Raw genomic sequence first — 25,848 nt, 5'->3', positions numbered from 1 at the left:
TTCAAAAAAGGATAACTATTGATGGCTGTAGTGATAAAAAAAGAACTAAGGTGATTTTGAACCTACACATCCCTTTTATTAATGATTTTCCCGCTAGTTGTGATAAAATGAAAGGGTACTAAATAATCAGCATGATTGTAGGATTCTTGGGAGGATTTATGGAAAAAAAATTATCAGTCGCAATCGATGGACCAGCTGCTGCTGGAAAAAGCACGGTTGCTAAAATTGTTGCAGAAAAGTTTAATTACATATATGTGGATACAGGTGCAATGTATAGGGCCCTTACCTATAAGGCCCTTAATCAAAAGATTCTTCTTGATGATGAACCAGCGTTATCAGAAGTTCTCATCAATACGGAAATCGAATTAAGACCAAGTGAAAATGGACAGTTGGTGTTCTTGGATAATGAGGACGTGACAGCCCAAATCAGGAATAATGAAGTGACTGGTTCCGTATCGGAAGTGGCAAAGCACCGAAGCATCCGGGAAGAATTGGTTCGCAGGCAGCAAATCTTTGGTGAAAATGGCGGTGTCGTCATGGATGGCAGGGATATTGGTACGCATGTTTTACCCAACGCCGAAGTTAAGGTATTTCTTATCGCATCTGTGGACGAAAGGGCACAGCGGAGGCATCAGGAAAATTTATTGAAAGGTTTTCCTTCAGATATTGAAAAGTTAAGGGAGGAAATTGCAACAAGGGACAAGCTGGACTCGGAACGCGAGGTATCGCCACTGAAAAAGGCTGCGGATGCTATCGAAATCGATACGACTTCATTATCGATTCAGGAAGTTGCAGAAAGTATCATGTCTTTAATAGAAGAGAGGAAAAGATGACATTGGATTTTTACACATTTGCCAAGAACATCGTAAAAGGCGTTTTAACGCCTTCGTTTAGGGTTAAAGCGCTCGGAAAGGAACATATCCCTAAAGAGGGCGGAGTATTGATCTGTGCCAATCACATTGATAATTTGGATCCGCCCATAGTTGGAATGACATCTCCTAGGGATATTCATTTCATGGCGAAAGAAGAGTTGTTTCAAGCACCTGTTTTAAAGGGTATATTACCCAGAGTAAATGCATTTCCCGTGAAGCGGGGCAATAGCGATCGGGAATCCCTGAGAAAAGGTTTAAAGCTTTTGAAGGAGGGCAAGGCGATCGGACTGTTTCCCGAGGGAACCAGAAGCAAGACTGGTGAATTGGGAGAAGGTTTGGCGGGTGCTGGATTTTTCGCTTTGCGGTCTGATGCCGTTATCATACCATGTGCAATCATCGGCCCATATAAATTTTTGCGTCCGTTGAAGGTCGTTTACGGTCCTCCAATAAATTTTACTGAATATCGCGAACAGAAAATATCAGCCGATGAAGCTACCAAAATCATCATGGACCAAATCGGGAAATTGATTTCCGAGCATAAATAGTCCTTCATACTTGACAATTTTCTGATTTTGTTAGAATTTATAAAATAAGGGTATTGTTCCTTATTGCCGATAAAAAGGAATATAACTTTATTACTCTAAAAAAACTGTTTTTATCTTTATTAGGAAAGTGTTTTTATTGAACCACTTTAAATAAAAAATGTGGCCGATGAAGAGGAAATTTGCTGATCAGTCATGGGTTAAGGAGGAGTTAGTAATGACAGAAGATATGAACCAGGTAGAAGTGAACAATTACAAAGTTGGGGATCAAGTTAAAGCAACCGTTTCAAAGGTAGAAGAAAAACAGGTCATTGTCGATGTGGAAAACAGCAAGACTGATGGAATCATACCAATCAGTGAGCTTTCAAGCCTTCATGTCGAAAAGGCGTCAGATGCCGTTTCGGAAGGTGATGCATTGGAGCTGGAAGTCATTAAGGTCGAAGAAGAAGCTCTCATTCTATCAAAACGTAAAATTGACGCTCTTAAAGCATGGGATGACCTGGAATTGAAATTTGAAAATGGAGACGTATTTGAGGCTGAAGTTAAAGATGTCGTCAAAGGCGGGCTTGTTGTAGATCTAGGCGTACGTGGTTTTGTTCCGGCTTCTCTAGTAGAAGACTATTTCGTTGAAGATTTTTCTGATTACAAAAACAAAACTTTAACATTCAAGATCGTTGAACTTGAGAAAGACAAGAATCGCTTAATCCTCTCGCATCGGGCAGTCGTCCAAGAACAAAAGGAAAAGCAAAAAGCAAACGTTTTGGATAAGATTGAAAGCGGGCAAGTGCTTGAGGGTGTGGTCCAAAGGATTACCGATTTTGGTGCATTCGTGGATATTGGGGGCGTAGACGGTCTTGTCCACATTTCCCAGCTTTCCCATCAGCATGTCGACAAGGCATCTGATGTCGTTTCCGAAGGGGATAAAGTGCAAGTTAAAGTACTATCCATCGATCGTGATAACGAAAGGATCTCACTTTCAATTAAAGATACCCTTCCGGGACCTTGGGCAGGCATTGCAGAAAAAGCGGCCAAAGGCTCTACACTGGAAGGTATCGTCAAACGCCTTGTTTCTTTCGGAGCATTCGTGGAGATTTTCCCAGGGGTGGAAGGGCTTGTTCATATTTCCCAGATTTCCCACAAGCATATTGCCACGCCGCAAGAAGTGCTTAAAGAAGGTCAGTCTGTCGAAGTGAAGGTACTGGAAGTCAATGAAACGGATCAACGTCTATCATTGAGCATTAAGGAACTTGAAGAACCTCAAGCTAATTACAATACATCGGATTATGAGATCCCTGAAGAATCGAAGGGCTTTCAGCTAGGTGAAATGATCGGTGATCAATTGAAAAAACTAAAATAAGATAATAATGGTGATGTCCTTGGAGAGAAAACAACGAAAATTAGATCATATAGAATTTGCGCTAAAGACAGGGCAGCAGCATAAAACAGGATTAGAAGATATTTCGTTTATTCACCAAAGCTTACCAGGTATTTCCTTGAATAATGTGAACCTCACAGCAGAAGTTGGCGGACTTGAATTAAGTTCGCCAATTTTCATAAATGCCATGACCGGGGGCGGAGGCCCTGAAACCGAAAAATTGAATGGTGACCTAGCCATTGCTGCTCGGGAAACAGGAATCGCCATGGCGGTCGGATCTCAAATGGCAGCCATCAAGGATTCTAGCCAGCAGGCTTCTTTTAAAGTTGTAAGGCAGGAAAATCCTAATGGTGTGTTGATTGGTAATCTCGGTGGCGAAGCAACAGTCGAACAGGCTAAGCGGGCCAGCGATATGATCGGGGCAAATGCCCTTCAGATTCATATCAATGTAATTCAAGAATTGACGATGCCTGAAGGGGACAGGGATTTTGCCGGTACCCTTTCGAGAATTGAAAAAATCAATAGAACGATCGGAATCCCTGTCATCGTAAAAGAGGTTGGATTTGGGATGAGTATGGAAACGGTGCAGCAATTACATTCTATTGGTATTTCGATCATTGATGTAGGCGGGTTTGGCGGAACGAATTTTGCTAAAATCGAGAATGAGAGACGCGCAAAAATACTCGGATATTTCAATGAATGGGGCATACCGACAGCCGCTTCGATCGTCGAAGCAGTTAATGTTTCACCACAGCTATCAGTCATTGGATCAGGCGGAATTCAAAGTCCTCTGGAAATTACAAAAAGCCTGGCATTAGGAGCGAAGGGTGTCGGCTTGGCCGGGCATTTCCTCAAGCTCTATAAAGAGCTGGGCTTGGAACAACTGATTAAAGAAATAAATTACATACATGAAGATTTAAAGATCATCATGACTGCACTCGGGTGCGGTAATATCTCAGACCTAAGGAAATCGAAATTAGTCATCAAGGGCAATACCTATCATTGGTTATCTCAAAGAGGCATTGATTGTTCGGCATATGCTAAATGAATGACCAGAAAAAGAAGCATCTCAATTGAACGGATTGAGATGCTTCTTTTTGTTCAGGGATAGACTTAACTATTCCTTTTTCGAGCCTCTTCAGGGCTTTCCATTCTAGTTGCTCCTTTATGCTCCAGTGATTGGTCCCTGTCAGACTCCACCCGTTTACTTTCTTTCAATTTCTTCTCTTGCCGATCTTTTCCCATGTTTACACCTCCTTTTCTAATGATAGTACGAAGATTTCCTCATTAAATGCCGTGCTATACGTTTATACTTTGAATAAACAAGCCATAATGTTCCTAAAAGGGGGGCGCTGCATGGATGGAATAATATTTTATTGGATTTCATGGATAGTTTGGGTCATTGTCATGTTTTTTATTCCGAAAACGGTTCCCTTTCGTTTTGATTTTCTATTTCATCTATTAGCCGTAATGGTTTTAGCTGGATATAAACTGGATGCTCCCTTGGTTTCCGTGCATTTGAGCGGGCCGTATCTTTTCTTTATACTGTGTGTGTATATTAGGAAGGAATCAATCATCAAGATGATGGAACTGATCAGCGGAAGTCTTATTATCACTCTCGCTTATGCCAGTTTTCAACTTTTTTCTTTGCTTGATCCGATATGGCTCATCATTAAACCGATTTATCTTTTATGTATTTTCCTGAATTATCTTATCCTATTACTTTTTAAAAATTGGAAACATCGATTGTTCGTCCTTTTAATTGGGATGATGATGGGAGATATCATATATTCTGGATTGCTTGCTTACCACTCTTTACCTTATGTGGCTCTTGCTTACGCATGGCATGATAATGCAGTGCTGGTTTTGGGCACAAACATATTGTGGAGAATATTGGAACTGGCTGGCCAATACATTTATTCAATTTCTCAATCGAGATTTTTATCAAAACAAGGAAAAGAGAATTTTAATCAATAAAGAGTATGGTGAAAAATTTATCAAAATGGTGCAAACTGGAATTAGAAGGCTTTTATTCATACAATCATTGTTGATTGGCCAGAAATTTGTTACTATAGGATAGTTAGAGGTCTGTAGATAATCGTAAAATGCTCTAAACAATTAAAAAGGAAGCCGTATGCCGAAGCTTTCTTCATTTTTTTGGGCTGTTTATAATCAAGTTTGAGCAAGCAGAGGGTCAGCTTCACGTCACCTCAGGAATTGGGGCGTCAAGTGGACAAACTGCCCGTGAATACTTGCATTTAAATGAACATCAGTTGCGAATTTTTTACTGATGAAAGATTCCTTTAAATGATGATGGATACAGCTCTTTCCTTTAAAAGGAAATAATGAAAATCAATAATGCAAAGCAACCGTATAAATGCATTCATGAATTTCGTGACTTTGACAGAGATATAGTAGCAGAAAGGGTGAAGAGCAATGCCAAAACCGGTAATTGCGATAGTCGGTCGTCCGAACGTGGGAAAATCGACAATCTTTAATAGAATAGTTGGAGAACGGGTTTCGATTGTCGAAGACGTTCCTGGAGTGACCCGGGACAGGATTTATAGTTCTGGTGAATGGTTGACACATGATTTTAACATTATTGATACAGGTGGAATTGATATCGGTGACGAGCCGTTCCTGGAACAAATTCGCCAGCAGGCTGAAATAGCCATCGACGAAGCTGATGTGATAATTTTTATGACGAATGGTCGTGAAGGGGTAACGGCTGCTGATGAAGAAGTCGCTAAGATTCTCTATAAATCGAGAAAGCCAGTTGTCCTTGCAGTAAACAAAGTAGATAATCCAGAAATGAAGGATCAAATTTATGATTTCTATGCGTTAGGTTTTGGCGATCCATTCCCGATCTCCGGGTCTCATGGACTTGGTCTTGGTGACCTTCTGGATGAAGCGGCTAAACATTTCCCTAAATTCGACGGCCAGGATTATGCTGATGATGTCATTAAATTCAGTTTGATTGGAAGACCGAACGTAGGTAAATCTTCTCTGGTCAATGCATTGTTAGGTGAGGAACGTGTCATTGTCAGTGATATTGAAGGTACGACTCGTGACGCGATTGACTCTCCGTATAAGTACAATGGCAAAGAATATGTCATTATTGATACAGCAGGGATGCGGAAAAAAGGTAAAGTGTATGAAAGCACGGAAAAATATAGCGTACTTCGTGCATTAAGGGCAATTGAACGTTCAGACGTTGTTCTTGTAGTCCTGAACGCTGAAGAAGGAATTCGTGAGCAGGATAAAAAAATTGCCGGATATGCCCATGAAGCGGGTAGGGCGGTCATCATCGTCGTCAATAAGTGGGATGCCATCGAGAAAGATGAAAAAACGATGAAGGATTTTGAAGAAAAGATCCGTGCCCATTTCTTATTCTTGGATTATGCGCCAATCATTTATCTTTCTGCCTTAACGAAAAAACGGACACATACCTTGATACCGGTCATTGATCAGGCTAGTGAGAATCATGCTATCCGGGTTCAGACAAATGTATTGAATGAAGTGGTCATGGATGCCGTGGCGATGAATCCGACACCGACACATAATGGCAACCGTTTGAAAATTTATTATACGACTCAGGTAGCGATCAAGCCGCCAACTTTCGTTGTATTCGTTAACGATCCGGAGTTATTGCATTTCTCATATGAGAGATTTTTAGAAAATCGAATTAGGGATGCCTTTGGTTTTGAAGGAACACCAATACGAATTTTTGGACGTCAGAGAAAATAGTAAAGGTGGTTATACCATGGTGAAAGATAAAGAAAGTATCGCAGTGATCGGAGCAGGGAGCTGGGGAACTGCTTTAGCGCTCGTGATCGCTGATAACCAGCATGAAGTGAGATTGTGGGGACATAATCAGAATCAAATCAATGAAATAAATCAAAAACATACGAATGAAAAATACTTGCCTGGGATTGAATTGCCTTTGGGGATTAAAGGTTATTCTTCGATTAAGGAAGCATTGGTCGGGATTGAAATAATAATTTTGGCTGTGCCGACCAAAGCCTACCGGGAAGTGCTTGGTCAGATTGAAGAGGCTCATGATAAGCCATTGACAATCGTTCATGTAAGTAAGGGGATTGAACCTGATTCCCTGCTTCGTATATCGGAAATGATTGAAGAAGTCTCTTCGGCGGATTGGCTTAAAGATATAGTGGTTCTTTCAGGACCGAGTCATGCTGAAGAGGTCAGTCTACGTCACCCGACAACAGTTGCCGTTTCTTCCAAGAATATGAAGGCTGCCGAAAGGGTTCAGGACATCTTCATCAATAATAATTTCCGTGTATATACAAATCCGGACTTGATTGGTGTTGAAATCGGAGGGGCATTAAAGAACATCATAGCATTGGCTGCCGGAATTACGGATGGTTTAGGCTATGGGGATAATGCCAAGGCTGCATTAATGACACGAGGATTGGCTGAAATATCCCGTCTAGGGGTGGCCATGGGGGCTAACGCGCTTACGTTTTCAGGTTTAGCTGGGATTGGCGACTTGATCGTCACTTGTACAAGCGTACACTCCCGTAATTGGAGAGCTGGGAATATGCTTGGAAAAGGGCAAAAGCTTGAAGAAGTTTTGGAAAACATGGGTATGGTCGTTGAAGGTGTCAGAACCACTAAAGCCGCCTATCAACTAGCTCAAAAGTACGAAGTGAACATGCCGATCACTGAAGCCCTGTACGATGTTTTATTCAATGGGGAAGAAGTGAAAAAGGCAGTTGACCTCTTGATGAATCGTTCAAAAACGAATGAGATGGAAGAACTTTATAACATTTTGGATAGCAGACAGCACGATTGAAATCCGAATCTGTTGATTTTCATAAAAGAATTTCATTAAATTAGGCATTTGATGATGCGCCTTGCCGTGTATCAGCATACAATGCAACGAAAGTAAACTAGTAATTTGACCTCGGCACGGGGGATTTAGTCAAATGAGCAGAAGATATCTAATATCTTCTGCTTTTTTTTATGGGCAAAAAATCATCAGTTCTATTATGAATAATTGAATAGGTTATTCAAGTTTGCATAAAACATTCTACATATTTCCTTGTTTTTTGTTATAAATCGACTATTTTTTTTGGTATGAAAATTGCGAGGTGTAATATGACCAAAGAATTATAAGGGAGGCCAGAAAAGTTGGTTAACTTTTCTCGCTAAAAAAGGAAGGGGAATGATACATGCAAACAGGTAATCTGAAAAGGTCTTTAAACTTGTGGCATATCGTATTGCTTGGTGTTGGATATATGACACCGATGGTTGTTTTTGATACATTTGGGATAGTTTCCGAAAAAACGGGGGGGCATGTTCCAACCGCTTATGTCATTGCTCTTTTAGCGATGTTGTTTACTGCCGCAAGTTATGGGAAAATGGTAAAAATTTATCCGCAGGCAGGTTCATCCTATACTTACACACAAAAAACGATCAATCCACATTTAGGCTTCCTTGTCGGGTGGTCTTCGTTACTTGATTATTTATTTTTACCGATGGTGAATGGCATATTAACAAAAATATACTTAACCGCTCTTTTTCCGGAGGTGTACCCGTGGATATGGGTGGTGGCATTTGTCCTTTTAATGACAGGCATTAACTTATTCAATGTTAATTTTGCAGCCAACTTTAATAGCTTCCTTGTATTTTTTCAAATGTTGGTGATCCTTATATTTGTGGCGCTTGTCGTAAATGGGGTCATGGGTGGAGAAGGGACTGGAGAGGTCTTATCGGTTCAGCCATTCTTCGGGCATCATATGGAGATGTCGACGCTCATAACTGGTGCTACAATCCTGTGTTTTTCTTTCTTGGGGTTTGACGCTGTCACAACTTTATCGGAAGAAACACCGAATCCATCTAAAACGGTTCCCCGGGCCATCTTTTTGACCGCCCTTATCGGAGGGGTTTTATTTGTGACGGCAGCATTCTTTACACAGTTATTTTTCCCGGATGTTTCCCGTTTTAGCGATCCAGAAGCAGCTTCTCCGGAAATAGCCCTTTTTGTGGGCGGGAAGTTATTTCAAGCCTTCTTTCTTGCAGGAACTTTATGCGGTACACTTGCCTCTGGGCTTGCATCCCATGCTAGTGTTTCTAGGTTGCTATATGTCATGGGACGTGATCAAATGATCCCGAAAAAACTATTTGGGTTTGTCCACCCAAAATACAACACGCCATTTTTTAATGTCATATTTGTCGGGTCCATATCATTGGTTGCCTTATTCCTTGATTTAGTTACCGCCACTTCCCTCATAAACTTCGGGGCATTAATTGCTTTTACTTTCGTGAATATTTGTGTAATCGTCCATTCAATAAAAAACAAAAGCTTCAGAACGATTAAAGGATTTCTTTCAACAATTCTGTCCCCGGTTTTAGGTGCTGCATCGGTCTTCATCCTTTGGCTTAATCTCGAGACGAGTTCATTGATCCTAGGAATTGTATGGGCGGTAATTGGGATTGGTTATCTTCTGTATCGAACAAAATGGTTTACGGAATCCCCTCCGTTATTCCGTTTTGAAGAGGCATAGTGAATTTACTCACTTCATGAACGAAGGAGGTTTAATATCGCTGATTAGAAAATTTTTTGTACATGGAATTAGCAACAGTGATTTAGCGCATATTGGATTGCTGCATAGATGTCATATGGAATGGTTCCGGAGGCCTGTCTGCTCGCTTTAATGGTGATGCTTCTCACAGCGTATATTATGGACAGAAGGAAAAGGCCATTCCTTCGGCAGGTTCGGTATAAGCGTATGCGCAAAGTTCCATCAATACATATGCCGGTTTTCTTAGATGGATTATTTATTCATTTCAAAGGGCAATTACTTGTTCAGCATTTTTCTTTTCAGCAGCTTTACCTTCTGTACCGGCTTTTGCATAGGTGCTGAATTTACTGATTATTGTGACTGTTATCAATATCATAGAGGTGAAACCGGCTGAGTTCTGTACTAAGGCTGCTTTTTCATTATCATATTCATCGCTTTATCTATCCTGATCAGGAATAATAAGAAAAGGTGAATGATCCTTTATAAAATAAGTCTAGAGTGCATAACAGGTTTTTAAGTCAAAAGGGTCCGTTAAAGGACCCTTTTGTTGTGGAATGGAAAAAGGTAAATGCTGGATATGAGTAATCGTACATGTTATTTTTTATCTAGCAATTCAGAATTGTGATAAAATATAGGTTAGGTTACAAAAGGAGAGTGAAACTGTGTTATCTATTCCGGATGATAAAATAAGACCATTCATAACTATTACAATTGATCAGCCTACATTATCAGACCAAAAAATTCATGAGATACAGGAACCTTTCTTCTTTCTTATGAAGGAAAATCATGTGTTTGCGTATATCCGCATGGATGACCTCCCGTTAAATGAAAAAATAACGACAGTCGATCAGCTTTTACAGTATGCTTTTTCGATTGATAATGTCTGTAAATTAACCCCTAACATATCCTTGCCGCTTCTGTTTCAAATTATCGGAGAACCTATCGTGCTGATAAAAACGGATGATGGCCTGCTTACCGGTTATGTAAAAAGGGAAGATGTGTTAGCAGAATTATTCAAGCAGGACAGCAAACAGAATTTAGACCTGCTAAATGTTATTTTAACCTCCATACCTATGGGGATTTTTGTAGCTGATAAAGAAAAAAATATCGTGAACTTCAATGAATCAGGCTTGAAGATGATAAAAAAGCCTTCTGAACAAGTCCTAAATGAACCTGCTGCGGACATCTTCAATAAGCAGCATATACATAGCGTGTTTGCCAGTGGGAGCAGTATTCTGAATCAGTTGGAGATTACTGATGTCATGAGTGTGCTTGTCGACTATAGCCCGATTCTGAACCATGAAAAAGAAGTTGAAGGCCTGATCATCATTGTTCAGGATTTACCGATGGTTGAGGAAATGGCCATGGAAATAGAATTGATAAAAAGCTCGAATAAAGACTTGAATGCCATTTTAGCGAATATCTATGATGAAATACTTGTAGTCAATCAAAAAGGAGAGCTGCTGCGTTATAGTGACAGCATCATCTCAGGATTCTGGGGTAAGGATTTAAAAGATTATATTGGGAAGAATCTTTTGCAATTAGAAGATGAAGGGATTTTTAATCCTTCGGTCACCCGGTTAGTCCTTGAACAAAAAAAGAAAGTATCGATTGTCCAAGATACGAAAATGAATAAGAAAGTCCTTTCCGTCGGCACCCCTGTGTTCAATGAAAAAGGGGAAATAGATCGAATAGTCATTGCATCAAGGGATATAACGGAAACGACACAATTGAAATCTGAATTAAATGAAATGAGGAAAGAACTGGATTCATTCAAAAAACAGGATCAATTTTATAAAGAGTTGGTTTTTGCAAGTCCTAAAATGGAGCAGATAATCAGCCAAGTCAAGAAAATCGCTCATTTCTCATCAACCGTATTGATCAACGGGGAGTCGGGAGTAGGTAAAGAAGTGATAGCCGAAGCCATTCATAAAATGGGCAGGCGGTCCAAGCAGCCTTTCCTAAAGATAAATTGCGGGGCGATTCCGGAAAACCTCCTCGAAAGTGAATTGTTTGGTTATACGAAGGGTTCCTTTACAGGAGCAGATAAAAATGGGAAGGTAGGATACTTTCAGCAGGCCAATAAAGGTGTTTTATTCCTTGATGAAGTGGGTGACATGCCCATACACCTGCAAGTCAAGCTACTGCGGGTCCTCCAGGAACAGGAAGTGATTCCGATTGGCAGCACTACACCCATTTCCATTGATGTTCAAATTGTTGCGGCCACGAATAAGAGTCTGGAAAAAATGGTCGAGATGGGGACGTTCAGAGAAGATTTATTCTATAGATTAAACGTCATACCCATACATGTGCCCCCTTTAAGGGAAAGGCCGGAGGATATACCGCCACTAGCCTTTCATTTCCTGCAAAAACTGAATGAAAGGTATCAGCGGAATTACCACTTTTCCCCTGATGCATTAAATATCCTGGAAGTCTATACATGGCCGGGGAACATCCGTGAATTGCAGAACATGATTGAAAGATTGGTTGTTTCTGCAGATGAAGAGACGATCGATGCTGATTTCATTCAAAGGTTCATACCTGTGGGCAGTGACTTTAAACAATCGAAACCCATCATTACGAGAATCCTTCCGCTGCAGGAAGCACAGGATCATGTCGAAGAGCAATTGATCATGCTTGCCATGAAACAGTATAAAACTACGACCAAAGCGGCAAAAGCGCTCGGGATAAGTCAATCGTCAGTGAGCAGGAAGTATCAAAAAGTGTTAGCTGAACAGAGTAAGAAAATCGAAAAAAATGCATATTGAATAAAAGCCGTTGCCGAGTGATGAAAAATCGCTTGTCAACGGCTTTTCTTTTTATAGTAGCATTTGGTCAGTCTTTTTTATGATTTACAAGGATGGTTATGCAAATTGAAATATCGTTATGCAAATTTGCATAATTATAACGTAATTTAACAAAAAGAATGCTGTTTTGTTGGTGAATTAACTTGGCATGGTTCTTGCTTGATAAGTAAGTATAAGAAAAAAGGGAGGTAAGCATCAAAGTTTATAAAAGAAGCAATCTCAATTAACCATCCACTAAAGTTATAAAAAAAAGGAGCTTATAAAATGTCAATTAACGTAGAAAGTAAAAACACTCAAGCTAACCAAACAGCAACCCAAGATTATATTAAAAAAGTGCTTCAATTAATCGAACAAAAAGAAATTTCAAAAGAAGACGCGCAGTGGGTAACAAGAGAAACGGTCGAGAATTTCCGTAACCATGTAAACCCTGGATTTTTGGAATATCGGAAGACGGTCACTAAAGACACGCAATTCGCTTCCGTGGAGTGGTCTGATCAAGATTCCTGTTTTACCGATGTAAATGGAAAAAAATATATTGATTGTTTAGGTGGCTTTGGTATTTATAATGTTGGCCATCGTAACCCTAAAGTAGTAAAGGCCGTAACCGATCAATTGCAAAGACAAGCCCTTCATAGCCAGGACTTACTTGATCCATTACGTGCAATGCTTGCCAAGATCCTTGCCGAAATCACACCGGGAGATCTAAAATACTCGTTCTTTACGAACAGCGGTACCGAGAGCGTGGAGGCTGCACTTAAGCTGGCTAAAATGTACAGTGACCGATTCACGATCATTTCCACGACAAAATCATTTCATGGGAAAAGCCTTGGTTCCCTATCGGCAACGGCAAAGGGCATGTTCAGAAAACCTTTCATCCCGTTGGTACCAGGTGTGCGTCATGTACCATTCGGTGATCTGGATATGATGAGAAAAACGTTTGAAAGTTGTGCATTGGTCGGTGAAGATGTTGCTGCTGTGCTGTTGGAGCCTATTCAAGGTGAAGGAGGGGTCATTCTTCCTCCGCAAGATTATTTAAAGCAGGTTCGTGCATTATGTGACGAATATGATGCGTTATTGATCTTGGATGAAGTGCAAACAGGGATGGGACGGACAGGTAAAATGTTCGCTTCTGAGCTATATGATGTTGTTCCGGACATTATTTGTTTAGCGAAAGCATTTGGCGGCGGAGTAATGCCAGCAGGGGCTGTCGTAGCCAATGAGAAAGTGTTTAAAAGCTGGTTCGACAATCCATTCATGCACACAACTACATTTGGAGGAAATCCACTCGCTTGTGCTGCGGCCATTGCTACGATCGACGTACTTTTGGAAGAAAACTTACCGCAGCGTGCTGCAGAAGTTGGTGAATACTTCCTAAATGGGTTAAGGGAAGTTGCTGCTGAGCACAAAGATAAGGTTTTGGAAATCCGCGGCCAAGGATTGATGATTGGTATTGAGTTCCATAAAGATGAAGTGGGTTATGAATTCTCAAAAGCCCTCTTTGATAAAGGCATCTTGGTGGCAGGTACGCTTATCAATTCCAAAACAATCAGGATTGAGCCGTCATTGACTATTAAGTTGGATGAAGTCGATACAGTCATTAAAGCGTTTAAAGAGGTCTTGCCGACGCTTCAATCTTAATTTAAAAAAGCAGAAAAACAGCCTTTGGGCTGATTCTTAGATAAAAAGGTTTCGGAATGGTCTTATTCCGAAACCTTTTTGTTATTTTTTGCTTTGTAGCAATTTTAGGAATAGTGAACACTCCAAGGTCATTATTTAGACCATTTCTACCCTTCGTCAAGTCCAGTCGGCCATCTTCTTTACATTAATGGCAGCCTAACTAACCAAATGGTTTGCTGCACCAGGTGGTCTAAAGTAAACATTTCAAGCTGATCAAAGGTACCCTCATCACCTCAAGTTTTCATCCTTCTAATTAATGAGTAACGGAAGGTACGAGACTCCTGCGGGGAAAGCGGTCCAAGAGAGACCCCGCAGGCGCTAATAGCACCGGGGAGGCTCCAAAGACCGGCTGCGGAAAGCGAGTGCCCTGCGTTCCAATCAACGGTAAATTTTAAACACCTTAAAAAATTGTCGGCAAACTCAGTTATTATCGAGTTTGTTTATAAACTGAAACAGCCTTTGGGCTTTTTTTGTTGCTTGGAGGGAGGAGGTATGGAAATCACTTTTACTATACTTAGTTCCCGTTTTATAGTTTTTTTCATGAAAATGCGTCATGAAAACGGGAATTACCCAGATTGGAAAAGGATTTAATTCCTTTAACGTAATTTGGTATGTTATAATAATTTCTGGAAAAAGGAGTGATGAAGATATGACACCTGCTCTGCAAAAAATGTGGATATCCTTTATAGCAATGGGCTTTATGATTATCTCTATATTTCTAATTTACTTAAGCCGCTATAAATTAAAAGGTTTTTGGAGAGTCTTGACAGCAATTATCGCATACATACTTATGATTCTGGCCGGATTGATCATCCTTATCGTTGTTCTTAGCGGGCCAACCACTTGATAGGTGAGGAGAAATGATGAGAAATTTTTTCAAAATATTATGTTTACTTTGCATCTCTGTTTCATTATCTGGCTGCTTATATCCAGAGAAGCAAAAAATGCAAAACCAATTGCCTTATAAAGAGCAAATACAATCCGTCCAAAGTGCAGTGGATCAATTTCAGAAAGATGAAGGTGGCATACTGCCCATCGTTACAAAAGATGCTGATACACCGATTTATCAAAAATATGTCATAAAATTTTCAAAGATTTCACCGAGGTATATGGCTGAACCGCCGGACAATGCATTTGAATCAGGAGGCGTCTTTCAATACATCCTCGTTAATGTTGAAAATGATCCGACCGTAAAGCTGTTGGATGTCAGGATGGCGCAAAAGATTCAGGATGTTTCCTTGAGATTGACTGCCTATCAGCAAAGCAACGGATATCCGCCATTTAAGGAAAGGTTATCCGGTAATGTCTTCACGCTTGATTATGAAAAAATGGGCCTGAAGGAAGCTCCGACGGTCACGAGTCCATTTTCACAAAAAGACTTATATCTCGTAGTTGATGGTCAAGGCAGTATTTTTGTTGATTATACCCCGGATTTAATTGAGGCATTGAAGAAACATGAGGGGGAAGTGAAGCCAGGTGAAGATATCCGGGAACTGCTGGTGCAGAGTTCGGAGTTCGTCCCTGCCTATTCATTGCCATATACAATTGATGAAAAAACAAAAAATCCAATATTTCTTACAAAATAGGCATAACCCTTCTTCTACAAAATATATTGTAGGGGAAGGGTTATTTCTTTTATCTTTATTTCATCTTACTTTTAAAATAACAACCCTTATATAAAATTTCTGGTGGAGGAAGGGATTGAACCAGGGAAATAATTGGAATAAATTTTTAGGACAACATCATAGATATATATTGTCCTAAATAAATGCAAATGGATAAACGAAATCCCAAAACTCTAATTCGGGAGGGGATACCTTGGAAAAGGTAGATATTTTTAAAGATATAGCTGAACGGACCGGTGGCGACATATATTTGGGGGTGGTCGGTGCCGTCAGGACGGGGAAATCCACATTTATTAAAAAATTCATGGAGCTAGTCGTCATTCCGAATATTCCGTCAGAGGCGGACCGCGCAAGGGCACAGGATGAATTGCCTCAAAGTGCTGCTGGAAAGACGATCATGACGACGGAACCCAAATTCGTACCGAACCAGGCAGCATCGATTCAAGTGGCTGAAGGTCTCGACGTGAATATCCGCTTAGTCGATTGTGTCGGTTATACAATACCTGGGGCTAAAGGGTATGAAGATGAAAATGGTCCCCGCATGATTCACACGCCTTGGTATGAAGAGCCGATTCCATTCAATGAAGCAGCTGAGATCGGTACTCGCAAAGTAATTCAGGATCATTCCACATTAGGCGTGGTCGTTACGACGGATGGGTCGATAGGAGAAATCCCGCGAAGTGATTATTTAGAGGCAGAGGAACGGGTTGTCGAAGAATTGAAGGAGGTTGGCAAGCCATTTATCATGATTGTCAATTCCGTTCAGCCTCACCACCCGAATACGATAGCCCTGAAGGAATCCCTGCAGGAAAAGTATGATATCCCTGTATTGGCGATGAGTGTCGAAGGTATGCGGGAATCGGACGTTTACAGCGTACTCCGCGAGGCCCTGTACGAATTTCCAGTTCTCGAGGTCAATGTTAATCTTCCGAGCTGGGTAATGGTTTTGCGCGAGGATCATTGGTTGAGGGAAAGTTACCAGGAAGCGGTTAAAGAGACCGTCAAGGACATTAAACGACTGAGGGATGTAGATCGTGTTGTCGGTCATTTCAATGAATTCGAGTTCATTGACCGTGCAGCGCTTGCAGGCATTGAGATGGGGCAGGGTGTTGCAGAGATCGACCTATACGCCCCTGATGAACTCTATGATGATATTCTGAAGGAAATTGTCGGTGTGGAGATTCGGGGCAAGGATCATCTATTATCTTTAATGCAGGATTTTGCGTATGCCAAAGCAGAGTATGACCAGGTGGCCGATGCATTGAGAATGGTCAAACAAACAGGATATGGTGTCGCAGCCCCTTCCCTCAACGATATGAGTCTTGATGAACCGGAAATCATCCGTCAGGGAGCCAGGTTCGGTGTCAGGCTAAAAGCCGTAGCTCCTTCCATCCATATGATCAAGGTCGATGTCGAATCCGAATTCTCGCCAATCATCGGTACTGAAAAGCAAAGTGAAGAATTAGTCCGGTATCTGATGCAGGATTTCGAAGACAATCCACTTTCCATTTGGAACTCAGATATTTTTGGCAGAAGCCTAAGTTCCTATGTAAGGGAAGGCATACAGGTGAAATTAGCGATGATGCCTGACAATGCCCGCTACAAATTGAAAGAAACACTGGAGAGGATTATCAATGAGGGCAGTGGGGGATTGATTGCCATCATCTTATAAAATGTTTAAAAGCTGGACCAACTCCATTTATGGATTGGTCTTTTTGCATGCGAAATACTCAGGATAACAAGAAAAATATCATTTATGAGCGCTAAAATTTGAAATAATCTGCTGTTTTTTAGTATAATCTTGAAAAAACCCTGTGGTTAAGCGATTTTCAGCAATATAATAAGTTTAATTTCTATAAAAAAGGGAAATGATGAATAGCGAAAGACAAAATTTATAATATATACAATTATTAATGAAAAGATTCCCATTATTTTTTGAATTCCCTTGCTAAGCTAATAGGATTTGTGATAATCTACATACAGAAAACGCGTTATAACAGCGATTTCAACGTATTTATAAACTTTTCGTATGAATTATTTGGAAATCAATACGGCTTGGTAATCCTTGATTGCCAGGGAATGAAAATTTTGGACCGAAGCTAATATCAAATCACTATTATAGTGTTGTAATAATGATTTTTTATAAAGATTCCTTTTGGGAGGAGGTGAATGGCATGAACAAAACAGAATTAATTAATGAAGTTGTTACAGCAACTGAAATTTCTAAGAAAGACGCTACAAAAGCTGTTGATGCTGTTTTTGATACAATCTTAGAAGCTCTAAAAAACGGTGATAAAGTCCAATTGATTGGTTTTGGTAACTTTGAAGTTCGTGAACGTGCGGCTCGTAAAGGCCGTAACCCACAAACTGGTGACGAAATCGAAATTGCAGCTAGCAAAGTGCCAGCTTTCAAACCCGGTAAAGCGCTGAAAGATGCAGTGAAGTAATTCTACCATTACATACGGGTGCTTAACCGAAAAGGGCCGCGTGAAAACGCGGCCCTTTTTTTGCTTCTTAAATTCCATCTGTGATAATATAAAAGACAGTGAATATTTTAGGAACGCTGTAGATGGTTAATCCGTCACAAGGAAATGACCATCCAAAAACCGCTTCCGGCGAAACTGCCGTTCAAGGGCTCAATGTAGGGGTCTTCTTTAATAATTGCAATTATGGATATCCGGGTGCAACGCGCTTTGGATTTTTTATCTGAATACATAATATTATTGATTTTTTAGGAGGTACAAAAATGGCTAATGTTGATCATGCCAAATTGGAAGAAGCGGTTAAAATGCTTCTTGAGGCTGTAGGGGAAGACCCAACGAGGGAAGGACTGCTGGATACTCCTGGCCGTGTAGCCAGAATGTATGAAGAAATTTTTTCTGGACTTAATCAGGATCCAAAGGAATATTTCGATACTGTTTTTGGAGAGGACCATGAAGAACTCGTACTTGTAAAGGATATTCCGTTTTACTCAGTATGTGAACATCATTTAGTCCCTTTTTACGGGAAAGCCCATGTAGCATATATTCCGAAAAACGGAAAAGTGACTGGCTTAAGTAAATTGGCACGGGCGGTTGAGGCTGTATCGAAGCGTCCGCAGCTTCAAGAGCGCATCACTTCCACAGTTGCTGACTCGATAATGGAAAAGCTCGAGCCTCATGGTGTAATGGTTGTAGTAGAGGCTGAACATATGTGCATGACCATGCGAGGTGTAAAAAAACCTGGATCTAAAACAGTGACCTCAGCTGTAAGGGGAACTTTTGCGAAGGATCATCGTACTAGAGCTGAAGTGCTGGCATTCATTAAAGACTAAGGACATGGGGGCAGGAAAAAATGAATGAAAAAAAGATCTTGAATGATTTTGTCGTAATCAAAGCCATTGAGGATAGTGTGAACGTCATCGGGTTGACAAGGGGAACGGACACCAAGTTTCATCACTCCGAAAAACTTGACTCAGGAGAGGTGATGATCGCACAATTCACGGAACATACCTCGGCAATTAAAATCAGGGGCCATGCAAAAGTCTATACTCCATTCGGAGAGATAGAAAGTGATTCCAAAAAGAATTCACCTGACAAATGATATTCTCAATACTTGGTTAATTAGTAAATCAATCATCTGATATCACGTTTAACAAGCTGTAAATTTCCCGCATCCATTTTTTTGAAGAGCAAAAGTCGATAATTTCCTTACCTTTGGAAGTTTCATTTTATAAACGTTGACCATTTCATCTGATTGTTTTTATGGTATAATAATGTGTATTTTACACAGACAGAAACCAATATGTATGAAAAAAATTATCTTTCGGGGATGCAAGGGTGATCTCAATTGTTAAACATAACGGACGACATAAGGCAATTAAAGCGATTAATAGAAACGAAAGCTCAACATCCATATTTATTGAAGTATATACAAAAGCCAAGCCTGGACGAAGATAAACTGATATTGCTTTGGGGATTGTTTAACGATTTGGACGTTTTAAGCGAAAAACGCAATCAATACATCATTTCAACCATGTTAGTGCAAATAGCTCTGGATACCCATGAAATCGTCTCGAATTCAGGAGAAGGAACCGAGTTGCCCGAGGTATTGAAAAATCGTCAATTACAAGTGCTTGCCGGTGATTACTATAGTGGCTTATATTATCAAGTGCTTGCCAGTGTAGGTAATGTTGATATGATCCGTATACTTTCGAGCGCAATAAAAAAAATAAATGACAATAAAATCATTCTTTACCAACAAGGGTCCATTAATGATGTCCCAACGCTTTTAATGACGATCAAAGCGATCGAGGCTTCCCTGATTCATAAACTCGCGGATTACTATAATGAGCCTACCTGGATAGAAGTAGCGGAAGATCTGCTGCTTTTAAAACGGTTGCATGCCGAGAAGAGCAGTTATATGGAGTCGGGGCAATCGATAGTTTTTGATGTCCTAAGGGAAATGCCTCTCGATGACTCGATTGGCGGGGAAGTTACCATTTCGGAAAAAGAAGAACAGGTACGCACCCAATTCGACAAGTGCCTGAGGGATGCCAGGCAATCCGTACAGTGCTCGATGCGGAAGCTGGCTAAGTTGGATGATGAACTTCTTGAAAGAGTGAAGGCCATCTTGGAACAAACAGAGAGTATAGCAAATTCATATGTGAAAGAAGGGTGAATCATGGAGCAGTCTAAAGAGCAAAAAGTTCATCATGTCTTTGAAAAGATCTACGGAAATTATGACAAGATGAATTCCCTCATCAGCTTTAAACAGCATCTTAAATGGCGGAAGGCTACAATGGCCATCATGAATGTCCCAAAAGGCGCCCATGCACTGGATGTATGCTGTGGAACAGCGGACTGGACCATTGCCCTTGCTAATGAAGTAGGACCAGAAGGAAAGGTTGTTGGTCTGGATTTTAGTAAGAACATGCTGAAAATCGGCGAACAAAAGGTAAATGAACTCAATCTAGAGCAAGTGTCCCTAATGCATGGGAATGCAATGGAGCTTCCTTTTGAGGATAATAGCTTTGACTATGTCACGATCGGTTTCGGGCTGCGGAATGTCCCCGATTACATGAAAGTGCTTAAAGAGTTAAACAGGGTAGCCAAGCCGGGTGGAATGATCGTTTGCCTGGATACTTCACAGCCTACGATGCTTGGCTTTAAACAGGGCTATTATTTTTATTTCCGTTTCATCATGCCCATGTTCGGTAAATTATTCGCAAAAAGCTATAGTGAATACTCATGGCTGCAAGAATCGGCTCGGGATTTCCCTGGCATGAAAAAGCTTGAAAACATGTTCAAGCAGGCGGGAATGGAAAAAGTCAGTTATAAGGCCCATTTCGGTGGGGTAGCAGCAACACATTTCGGGTACAAGCCTTCAAAATAAGCATAATAGCAATGGACAAAGCTGGGTGGAATGTATGAAATTTAAAATGATGTATTCATTTTTGAATGCAGATTTGCAATTAATAGAAAAAGAACTGGAAGCCGCAATCGAAGCGGATTCCACGGTTTTAAGGGAAGCTTCCCTGCATTTGCTGCAATCCGGTGGAAAACGGATCCGTCCGGTATTCGTCCTATTGGGTGCGAAGTTTGGCAACTATGATATTCATGTCGTAAAGCATGTCGCAGCGACTTTGGAACTAATTCATACAGCTTCCCTTGTGCATGATGATGTTGTGGATGATGCGGATTTACGCAGGGGATCTGCTACCATTAAATCAAAATGGGATAATCGTGTCGCCATGTACACAGGCGACTTCATTTTTGCTCGTGCACTGGAAATGATGGCGGTTATCGAGTCTCCGCTAGCGCATCAAATTCTCGCTGATACTATGGTTGAACTATGTCTTGGGGAGATTGAACAAATAAAAGATAAATACAATTTCGAACAGAATTGGCGGATATACTTTAGAAGGATCAAACGGAAAACAGCACTGCTCATTGCATCCAGCTGCCAGTTGGGAGCCATTTCAGCGGGTGTTGAAGAGAGAATTCACCAAAAGCTATTTAAATTCGGATATTATGTCGGTATGTCTTATCAAATCACCGATGATATATTGGATTTTACTGCTTCGGAAGAAGAACTTGGGAAACCTGCCGGCAGTGATTTGATTCAAGGTAATATCACTTTACCCGTATTGATTGCTATGGAAGATCCAAAGTTAAAAAAGCTTATCGAAACAGTTCGGGAAGATACGCCAAAAGACGAAATGTCCCATATAATTCATGCGATAAAAACTTCCGGTGCCATTGAACAGGCAGCGAGGATCAGTGATATGTATTTAGAAAAGGCTTTTACCGAGTTGAAAGGACTTCCTGCCATTAAAGCTAGAAAAACTTTATCGGATATCGCGAAAAATATCGGAAAAAGAAAGTTTTGATAATGGGAGTTGCGAAACTCATCAAACAATGGTAATATTCTAAAAGTATTGCCTTATATAGGCAAATAACAATGATACATATTAGGAGTGACATTCATGGAAAGAACATTTTTAATGGTAAAGCCTGACGGCGTTCAACGCAATTTAATCGGTGAAATCGTTTCCCGTTTTGAAAAGAAAGGCTTCCTTCTTGCAGGAGCAAAATTAATGGTCATTTCTCAAGAATTGGCTGAGCAACATTATGGCGAGCACAAAGAACGTCCTTTCTTTGGCGAACTAGTGGACTTCATTACTTCAGGTCCTGTCTTCGCAATGGTTTGGGAAGGTGAAAACGTAATCGCTACTGCACGTCAAATGATGGGTGCCACTAACCCTAAAGATGCAGCAGCAGCAACAATTCGTGGCGATTTTGCCGTAACTGTCGGCAAAAACATCATTCACGGATCAGATTCAGCTGAAAGCGCTGTACGCGAAATCGGTCTATTCTTCAAAGAAGAAGAACTTGTTGAGTACTCTAAACTTGTTAACGAGTGGGTTTATTAATTAATACGATTTCTTTAAAAAAGCGGGTTCCATCGTCATTATGCGATGGAACCCGCTTTTTTTAATTGCTTTTTTAGTTTCAAGCAGCAACGTAAGGGATTATTTTAGTTTAAAGAAAATATGGCACTCTCCGATATATATAAAGGTAAGAATCACTAAAATAATTATGTGCAGGGGAGTCGTGGGAATGCCTCAAGAATATGAAGAGTTTATTCGTAATATCAAAATGCTGACAGGCATTGATTTGGCATTATATAAGGAAGGACAAATGAAAAGGCGACTAACATCTCTATATGAAAAAAGAGGATATCATTCATTTCGTGAATACTACAAAGACATGCAAGCCAATCCCGGTGTTTTAAATGAGTTTTTGGATAGAATGACAATCAACGTTTCCGAATTTTATAGAAATGCGAAAAGATGGGAAGTGTTGGAGCGGAAAATCCTGCCTAGGTTATTAGAAAGCAAAAAAAAGTTGAAAATTTGGAGTGCTGCCTGCTCAACTGGTGAGGAACCATATACGATTGCCATGATATTATCCAATCTGGTCCCACTTAGCCAGATAGAGATATTGGCAACGGATCTCGATGAAAATGTATTGGAGCGAGCGAAATTGGGGCTGTATCCCGAACGTTCCTTAAATGAAGTGCCTGAGGAAATAAAAAGGAAATGCTTTGAAAAAAAAGCGGATTATTATCGTGTCGATGATGAAATCAAGAGAAGGGTGACCTTTAAAAAACAAAATCTTCTTGCTGACCGATTCGACGAAGGCTTCGATTTAATCGTTTGCCGCAATGTTTTAATTTATTTCACTGAAGAAGCCAAGAATTTATTATATGAAAAATTCAGTGTATCGCTAAAAAGCGGCGGTGTATTTTTTGTAGGAAGTACAGAGCAAATATTCACCCCAGGAAACTATCAATTTGAAACGATCGATACATTTTTTTATAAGAAAAAGGAAATACTTTAGAAAAAAGGGACTGATTCTGCACGTGCGCATTCAGTCCCTTTTCGTTTGCCGTGTAATAGCAATTCCAGTAGAACTCTAATTTGAAAGAATAAACTATATCGAAAATGTTTAAGTACTTGTAAAATAGAAAGAAAAGTGATTAAATTCAAACAATATGGTTTTTACGTTTTACATATACCCACATTTCATAAAATTGTGGTATATTGATACATATACACTTTAAAGTGCTAAAAGGGGGCTGGAAGATGAGATATTTAACAGCGGGAGAATCACATGGTCCGCAACTGACTACTATCATTGAAGGATTACCGGCAGGAATGCCGATTTCGAAAGAGGATATCAATCAAGAATTAGGACGCCGGCAAAAAGGGCATGGACGTGGAAGAAGAATGCAGATCGAGAAAGATCAGGCTTTTATTTCTTCGGGAATCAGACATGGCTACACACTCGGTTCACCGGTTGCTTTGGTGGTTGAGAACGATGACTGGAAGCATTGGACAAAGATTATGGGAAGCGAAGGGCTTTCAGAAGAGGAAGCTGAAGAAATTAAACGTAAAATCACCCGGCCACGTCCTGGTCATGCCGACTTGAACGGCGGGATTAAATATGGGCACCGCGATTTGAGAAATGTTCTGGAACGCTCTTCAGCCCGTGAAACGACAGTAAGGGTGGCAGCAGGAGCTGTCGCTAAAAAACTATTGTCTTTATTGGGGATAGAAGTGGCATCTCATGTCTTGGAAATTGGCGGAGTGAAGGCAGAACCGCCAAAATACGAAAATATTCAGCAATTGCAACAAGTAACAGAAGAATCTTCTGTTAGATGTTTTGACAAGAACGTAGAACAGCAGATGAAGGATGCAATTGATGAAGCGAAACAAAAAGGAGACTCCATCGGCGGCATCGTTGAAGTGATTGTAGAAGGAATGCCGGTAGGTGTAGGAAGTTATGTGCATTATGACCGTAAGCTTGATGCAAAACTAGCGGCAGCGATAATGAGCATCAATGCATTTAAAGGGGTGGAAATAGGTCTTGGATTTGAAGCTGCCCATCTATTTGGCAGTGATGTCCATGATGAAATAGCATGGGACGAAGAACAGGGCTATTACCGGAAAACCAATCGCCTTGGCGGTTTTGAAGGCGGTATGACAACTGGAATGCCGATAGTTGTACGCGGTGTGATGAAGCCGATCCCCACTTTATATAAACCTTTGAAAAGCGTTGATATTGATACGAAGGAAGTGTTTGAAGCAAGTGTCGAACGTTCCGATAGTTGTGCGGTTCCTGCAGCAGCAGTGGTTGCTGAGGCGGTAGTAGCATGGGAACTGGCGGCTGCCATCGTTGATCAATTCCCTTCAGATCGTTATGAGCAATTAGCGGAATACATAAGATCATATCGGGAAGAAGTAAAGGGGTTTTAAATCATGGAATCCATCCAAATAAAAACGGCTTCCAAGCATTATCCGGTTTTAATTGGCAAGAAGGCAATAAATGAATTGCCCGAATTAATATCACATGAATTAAATCATCTAAACAAGATTCTGATCATAACTGATGAGAAAGTGGCGGCACTTCATTTGCAGACCGTGAAAAACGCCCTGATCAAGACGGGGAAACCTGTTCTGCATCATGTAGTGCCAGAAGGGGAGCATGCTAAAACATTCGATGTGTTTTATGAATGCCAAAGCTACTGCTTAACTCAACAGATTAATCGCAAGTCATTGATTATCGCCCTTGGCGGTGGTGCAGTAGGTGATTTGGCTGGATTTGTTGCGGCTACATTTATGAGAGGGATTCCATTTATACAGGTTCCGACGACTTTACTCGCCCACGATAGTGCAGTGGGCGGCAAGGTTGCCATCAATCACCCGCTAGGGAAAAATATGATTGGGGCCTTTCATCAGCCTGAAGCGGTCATTTATGATCTTGAATTTTTAAAAACTCTGCCCCTTAAAGAATTAAGGTCAGGTTTTGCAGAAGTCATTAAACATTCATTGATAGCAGATAATGAATTTTATCTATGGTTAAAGTCGAATATTGTTGATTTGAATGATATAACGGATGAGCAATTTCTGACAATGATTACAAAAGGGATTGGAATCAAAGCTAAAGTTGTCGAAGAGGATGAGAAGGAAAACGGCATTCGTGCCTTCTTGAATTTTGGTCATACGCTCGGTCATGCAGTGGAAGGTTCAATGGGATACGGAAACTTTACGCATGGGGAATCCATTTTAATCGGGATGGTATATGCTCTTAGATTAAGCAAAAAGAAAGTGGATCTCGATTTTAAACTGGATGAGTTTATTAGCTGGGTATCTTCTTTAGGTTATCAAATAACGATTCCGACCAGGCTTGAACATGCAATGCTGCTTGAATTAATGAAAACAGACAAAAAATCGGTCAATGATTCAGCTACTTTTGTCCTGCTAAACGAAGTGGGGTCACCGCTATTAATGGATATAGCCGACACTGAGCTGATAGAGGAAATGGCCGATATGATATAGAGTTCAGGAGAAGGGGGG

25 protein-coding genes are annotated in these 25,848 nt (G+C 40.6%); 24 read left to right on the top strand and 1 reads right to left on the bottom strand.

All coding sequences use genetic code 11. From position 1 onward, the window contains the following. The first annotated feature begins 158 nt into the window (after nucleotides 1-158). The 4 genes from cmk to fni all read left to right on the top strand — a co-directional run bounded on the left by cmk (nucleotide 159) and on the right by fni (nucleotide 3,837). On the top strand, nucleotides 159-833 hold the full coding sequence (cmk, locus tag ACYP5M_RS07525) for a (d)CMP kinase (RefSeq protein WP_230176957.1): 675 nt from the start codon (nucleotides 159-161) through the stop codon (nucleotides 831-833). Then, on the top strand, nucleotides 830-1,417 hold the full coding sequence (locus ACYP5M_RS07520; protein WP_241592169.1) for a lysophospholipid acyltransferase family protein: 588 nt from the start codon (nucleotides 830-832) through the stop codon (nucleotides 1,415-1,417). The genes cmk and ACYP5M_RS07520 overlap by 4 nt, the downstream gene beginning before the upstream one ends. A gap of 214 nt (nucleotides 1,418-1,631) precedes the next feature. Further along, a complete protein-coding gene (gene rpsA / locus ACYP5M_RS07515; protein ID WP_101222432.1) occupies nucleotides 1,632-2,771 on the top strand; it encodes a 30S ribosomal protein S1 in 1,140 nt (379 codons plus the stop codon). 19 nt (nucleotides 2,772-2,790) lie between these two features. Continuing rightward, on the top strand, nucleotides 2,791-3,837 hold the full coding sequence (gene fni / locus ACYP5M_RS07510; RefSeq protein ID WP_402938187.1) for a type 2 isopentenyl-diphosphate Delta-isomerase: 1,047 nt from the start codon (nucleotides 2,791-2,793) through the stop codon (nucleotides 3,835-3,837). Between the two features lie 65 nt (nucleotides 3,838-3,902). Here fni and ACYP5M_RS07505 read toward each other — a convergent pair whose 3' ends face one another. After that, entirely contained in the window at nucleotides 3,903-4,034 is a 132-nt protein-coding gene (locus ACYP5M_RS07505; protein WP_101222431.1) for a YpzI family protein, read from the bottom strand. A 111-nt stretch (nucleotides 4,035-4,145) separates the two neighbouring features. On the opposite strand from ACYP5M_RS07505, the gene ACYP5M_RS07500 reads away from it, so the two are divergent. The 20 genes from ACYP5M_RS07500 to aroB all read left to right on the top strand — a co-directional run bounded on the left by ACYP5M_RS07500 (nucleotide 4,146) and on the right by aroB (nucleotide 25,830). Continuing rightward, nucleotides 4,146-4,766, top strand: coding sequence for a YphA family membrane protein (locus ACYP5M_RS07500; RefSeq protein ID WP_459734846.1), 621 nt, complete (start codon nucleotides 4,146-4,148; stop codon nucleotides 4,764-4,766). A gap of 459 nt (nucleotides 4,767-5,225) precedes the next feature. Then, nucleotides 5,226-6,536 (top strand): ribosome biogenesis GTPase Der, encoded by a 1,311-nt coding sequence (gene der / locus ACYP5M_RS07495; protein ID WP_101222429.1) that lies wholly within the window; start codon nucleotides 5,226-5,228, stop codon nucleotides 6,534-6,536. A 16-nt stretch (nucleotides 6,537-6,552) separates the two neighbouring features. Further along, nucleotides 6,553-7,605, top strand: a complete 1,053-nt coding sequence (locus tag ACYP5M_RS07490) for an NAD(P)H-dependent glycerol-3-phosphate dehydrogenase (RefSeq protein WP_101222428.1) — start codon at nucleotides 6,553-6,555, stop codon at nucleotides 7,603-7,605. 379 nt (nucleotides 7,606-7,984) lie between these two features. Further along, nucleotides 7,985-9,319 (top strand): APC family permease, encoded by a 1,335-nt coding sequence (locus ACYP5M_RS07485; RefSeq protein WP_459734845.1) that lies wholly within the window; start codon nucleotides 7,985-7,987, stop codon nucleotides 9,317-9,319. 680 nt (nucleotides 9,320-9,999) lie between these two features. Continuing rightward, the gene (locus ACYP5M_RS07480) at nucleotides 10,000-12,105 is read left to right on the top strand and encodes a sigma-54 interaction domain-containing protein (protein ID WP_434167334.1); all 2,106 of its coding nucleotides are present in this window, start codon (nucleotides 10,000-10,002) and stop codon (nucleotides 12,103-12,105) included. 303 nt (nucleotides 12,106-12,408) lie between these two features. Then, nucleotides 12,409-13,782 carry a putrescine aminotransferase gene (locus ACYP5M_RS07475; RefSeq protein ID WP_459734844.1) on the top strand — a complete coding sequence of 458 codons (1,374 nt, stop codon included), beginning with the start codon at nucleotides 12,409-12,411 and terminating at the stop codon, nucleotides 13,780-13,782. A gap of 688 nt (nucleotides 13,783-14,470) precedes the next feature. Beyond that, on the top strand, nucleotides 14,471-14,668 hold the full coding sequence (locus ACYP5M_RS07470) for a DUF2768 domain-containing protein (protein ID WP_101222425.1): 198 nt from the start codon (nucleotides 14,471-14,473) through the stop codon (nucleotides 14,666-14,668). Nucleotides 14,669-14,684: 16 nt separating this feature from the next. Continuing rightward, nucleotides 14,685-15,407 carry a hypothetical protein gene (locus tag ACYP5M_RS07465; RefSeq protein ID WP_459734908.1) on the top strand — a complete coding sequence of 241 codons (723 nt, stop codon included), beginning with the start codon at nucleotides 14,685-14,687 and terminating at the stop codon, nucleotides 15,405-15,407. Between the two features lie 232 nt (nucleotides 15,408-15,639). Continuing rightward, nucleotides 15,640-17,118 carry a stage IV sporulation protein A gene (gene spoIVA / locus ACYP5M_RS07460; protein ID WP_101222423.1) on the top strand — a complete coding sequence of 493 codons (1,479 nt, stop codon included), beginning with the start codon at nucleotides 15,640-15,642 and terminating at the stop codon, nucleotides 17,116-17,118. Nucleotides 17,119-17,620: 502 nt separating this feature from the next. After that, nucleotides 17,621-17,893, top strand: coding sequence for an HU family DNA-binding protein (locus ACYP5M_RS07455; protein ID WP_034308023.1), 273 nt, complete (start codon nucleotides 17,621-17,623; stop codon nucleotides 17,891-17,893). 122 nt (nucleotides 17,894-18,015) lie between these two features. Next, on the top strand, nucleotides 18,016-18,156 hold the full coding sequence (locus ACYP5M_RS07450; protein WP_157830998.1) for a hypothetical protein: 141 nt from the start codon (nucleotides 18,016-18,018) through the stop codon (nucleotides 18,154-18,156). A 36-nt stretch (nucleotides 18,157-18,192) separates the two neighbouring features. Beyond that, entirely contained in the window at nucleotides 18,193-18,759 is a 567-nt protein-coding gene (gene folE / locus ACYP5M_RS07445; protein WP_063233209.1) for a GTP cyclohydrolase I FolE, read from the top strand. A 20-nt stretch (nucleotides 18,760-18,779) separates the two neighbouring features. Next, the gene (gene mtrB / locus ACYP5M_RS07440; RefSeq protein ID WP_076365643.1) at nucleotides 18,780-19,028 is read left to right on the top strand and encodes a trp RNA-binding attenuation protein MtrB; all 249 of its coding nucleotides are present in this window, start codon (nucleotides 18,780-18,782) and stop codon (nucleotides 19,026-19,028) included. Nucleotides 19,029-19,274: 246 nt separating this feature from the next. Continuing rightward, on the top strand, nucleotides 19,275-20,105 hold the full coding sequence (locus ACYP5M_RS07435; protein ID WP_434167332.1) for a heptaprenyl diphosphate synthase component 1: 831 nt from the start codon (nucleotides 19,275-19,277) through the stop codon (nucleotides 20,103-20,105). 3 nt (nucleotides 20,106-20,108) lie between these two features. Next, nucleotides 20,109-20,819 (top strand): demethylmenaquinone methyltransferase, encoded by a 711-nt coding sequence (locus tag ACYP5M_RS07430; protein ID WP_101222421.1) that lies wholly within the window; start codon nucleotides 20,109-20,111, stop codon nucleotides 20,817-20,819. Between the two features lie 34 nt (nucleotides 20,820-20,853). Further along, nucleotides 20,854-21,816: a heptaprenyl diphosphate synthase component II gene (gene hepT, locus ACYP5M_RS07425; protein ID WP_402938164.1), complete on the top strand. Its 963-nt coding sequence runs from the start codon at nucleotides 20,854-20,856 to the stop codon at nucleotides 21,814-21,816. Between the two features lie 96 nt (nucleotides 21,817-21,912). Further along, nucleotides 21,913-22,359, top strand: coding sequence for a nucleoside-diphosphate kinase (gene ndk / locus ACYP5M_RS07420; RefSeq protein ID WP_034308008.1), 447 nt, complete (start codon nucleotides 21,913-21,915; stop codon nucleotides 22,357-22,359). Nucleotides 22,360-22,546: 187 nt separating this feature from the next. Beyond that, nucleotides 22,547-23,329 (top strand): CheR family methyltransferase, encoded by a 783-nt coding sequence (locus ACYP5M_RS07415; RefSeq protein WP_459734843.1) that lies wholly within the window; start codon nucleotides 22,547-22,549, stop codon nucleotides 23,327-23,329. Nucleotides 23,330-23,574: 245 nt separating this feature from the next. Continuing rightward, nucleotides 23,575-24,747 (top strand): chorismate synthase, encoded by a 1,173-nt coding sequence (gene aroC, locus ACYP5M_RS07410; RefSeq protein WP_101222419.1) that lies wholly within the window; start codon nucleotides 23,575-23,577, stop codon nucleotides 24,745-24,747. Between the two features lie 3 nt (nucleotides 24,748-24,750). Next, nucleotides 24,751-25,830, top strand: coding sequence for a 3-dehydroquinate synthase (gene aroB / locus ACYP5M_RS07405; protein WP_459734842.1), 1,080 nt, complete (start codon nucleotides 24,751-24,753; stop codon nucleotides 25,828-25,830). Nucleotides 25,831-25,848: the final 18 nt, after the last annotated feature.

The sequence above is a fragment of the Peribacillus sp. N1 genome, assembly GCF_054600815.1.
Note: the sequence above shows the minus strand (reverse complement) of the source record. Positions and strands in the feature narration are given on the sequence as shown.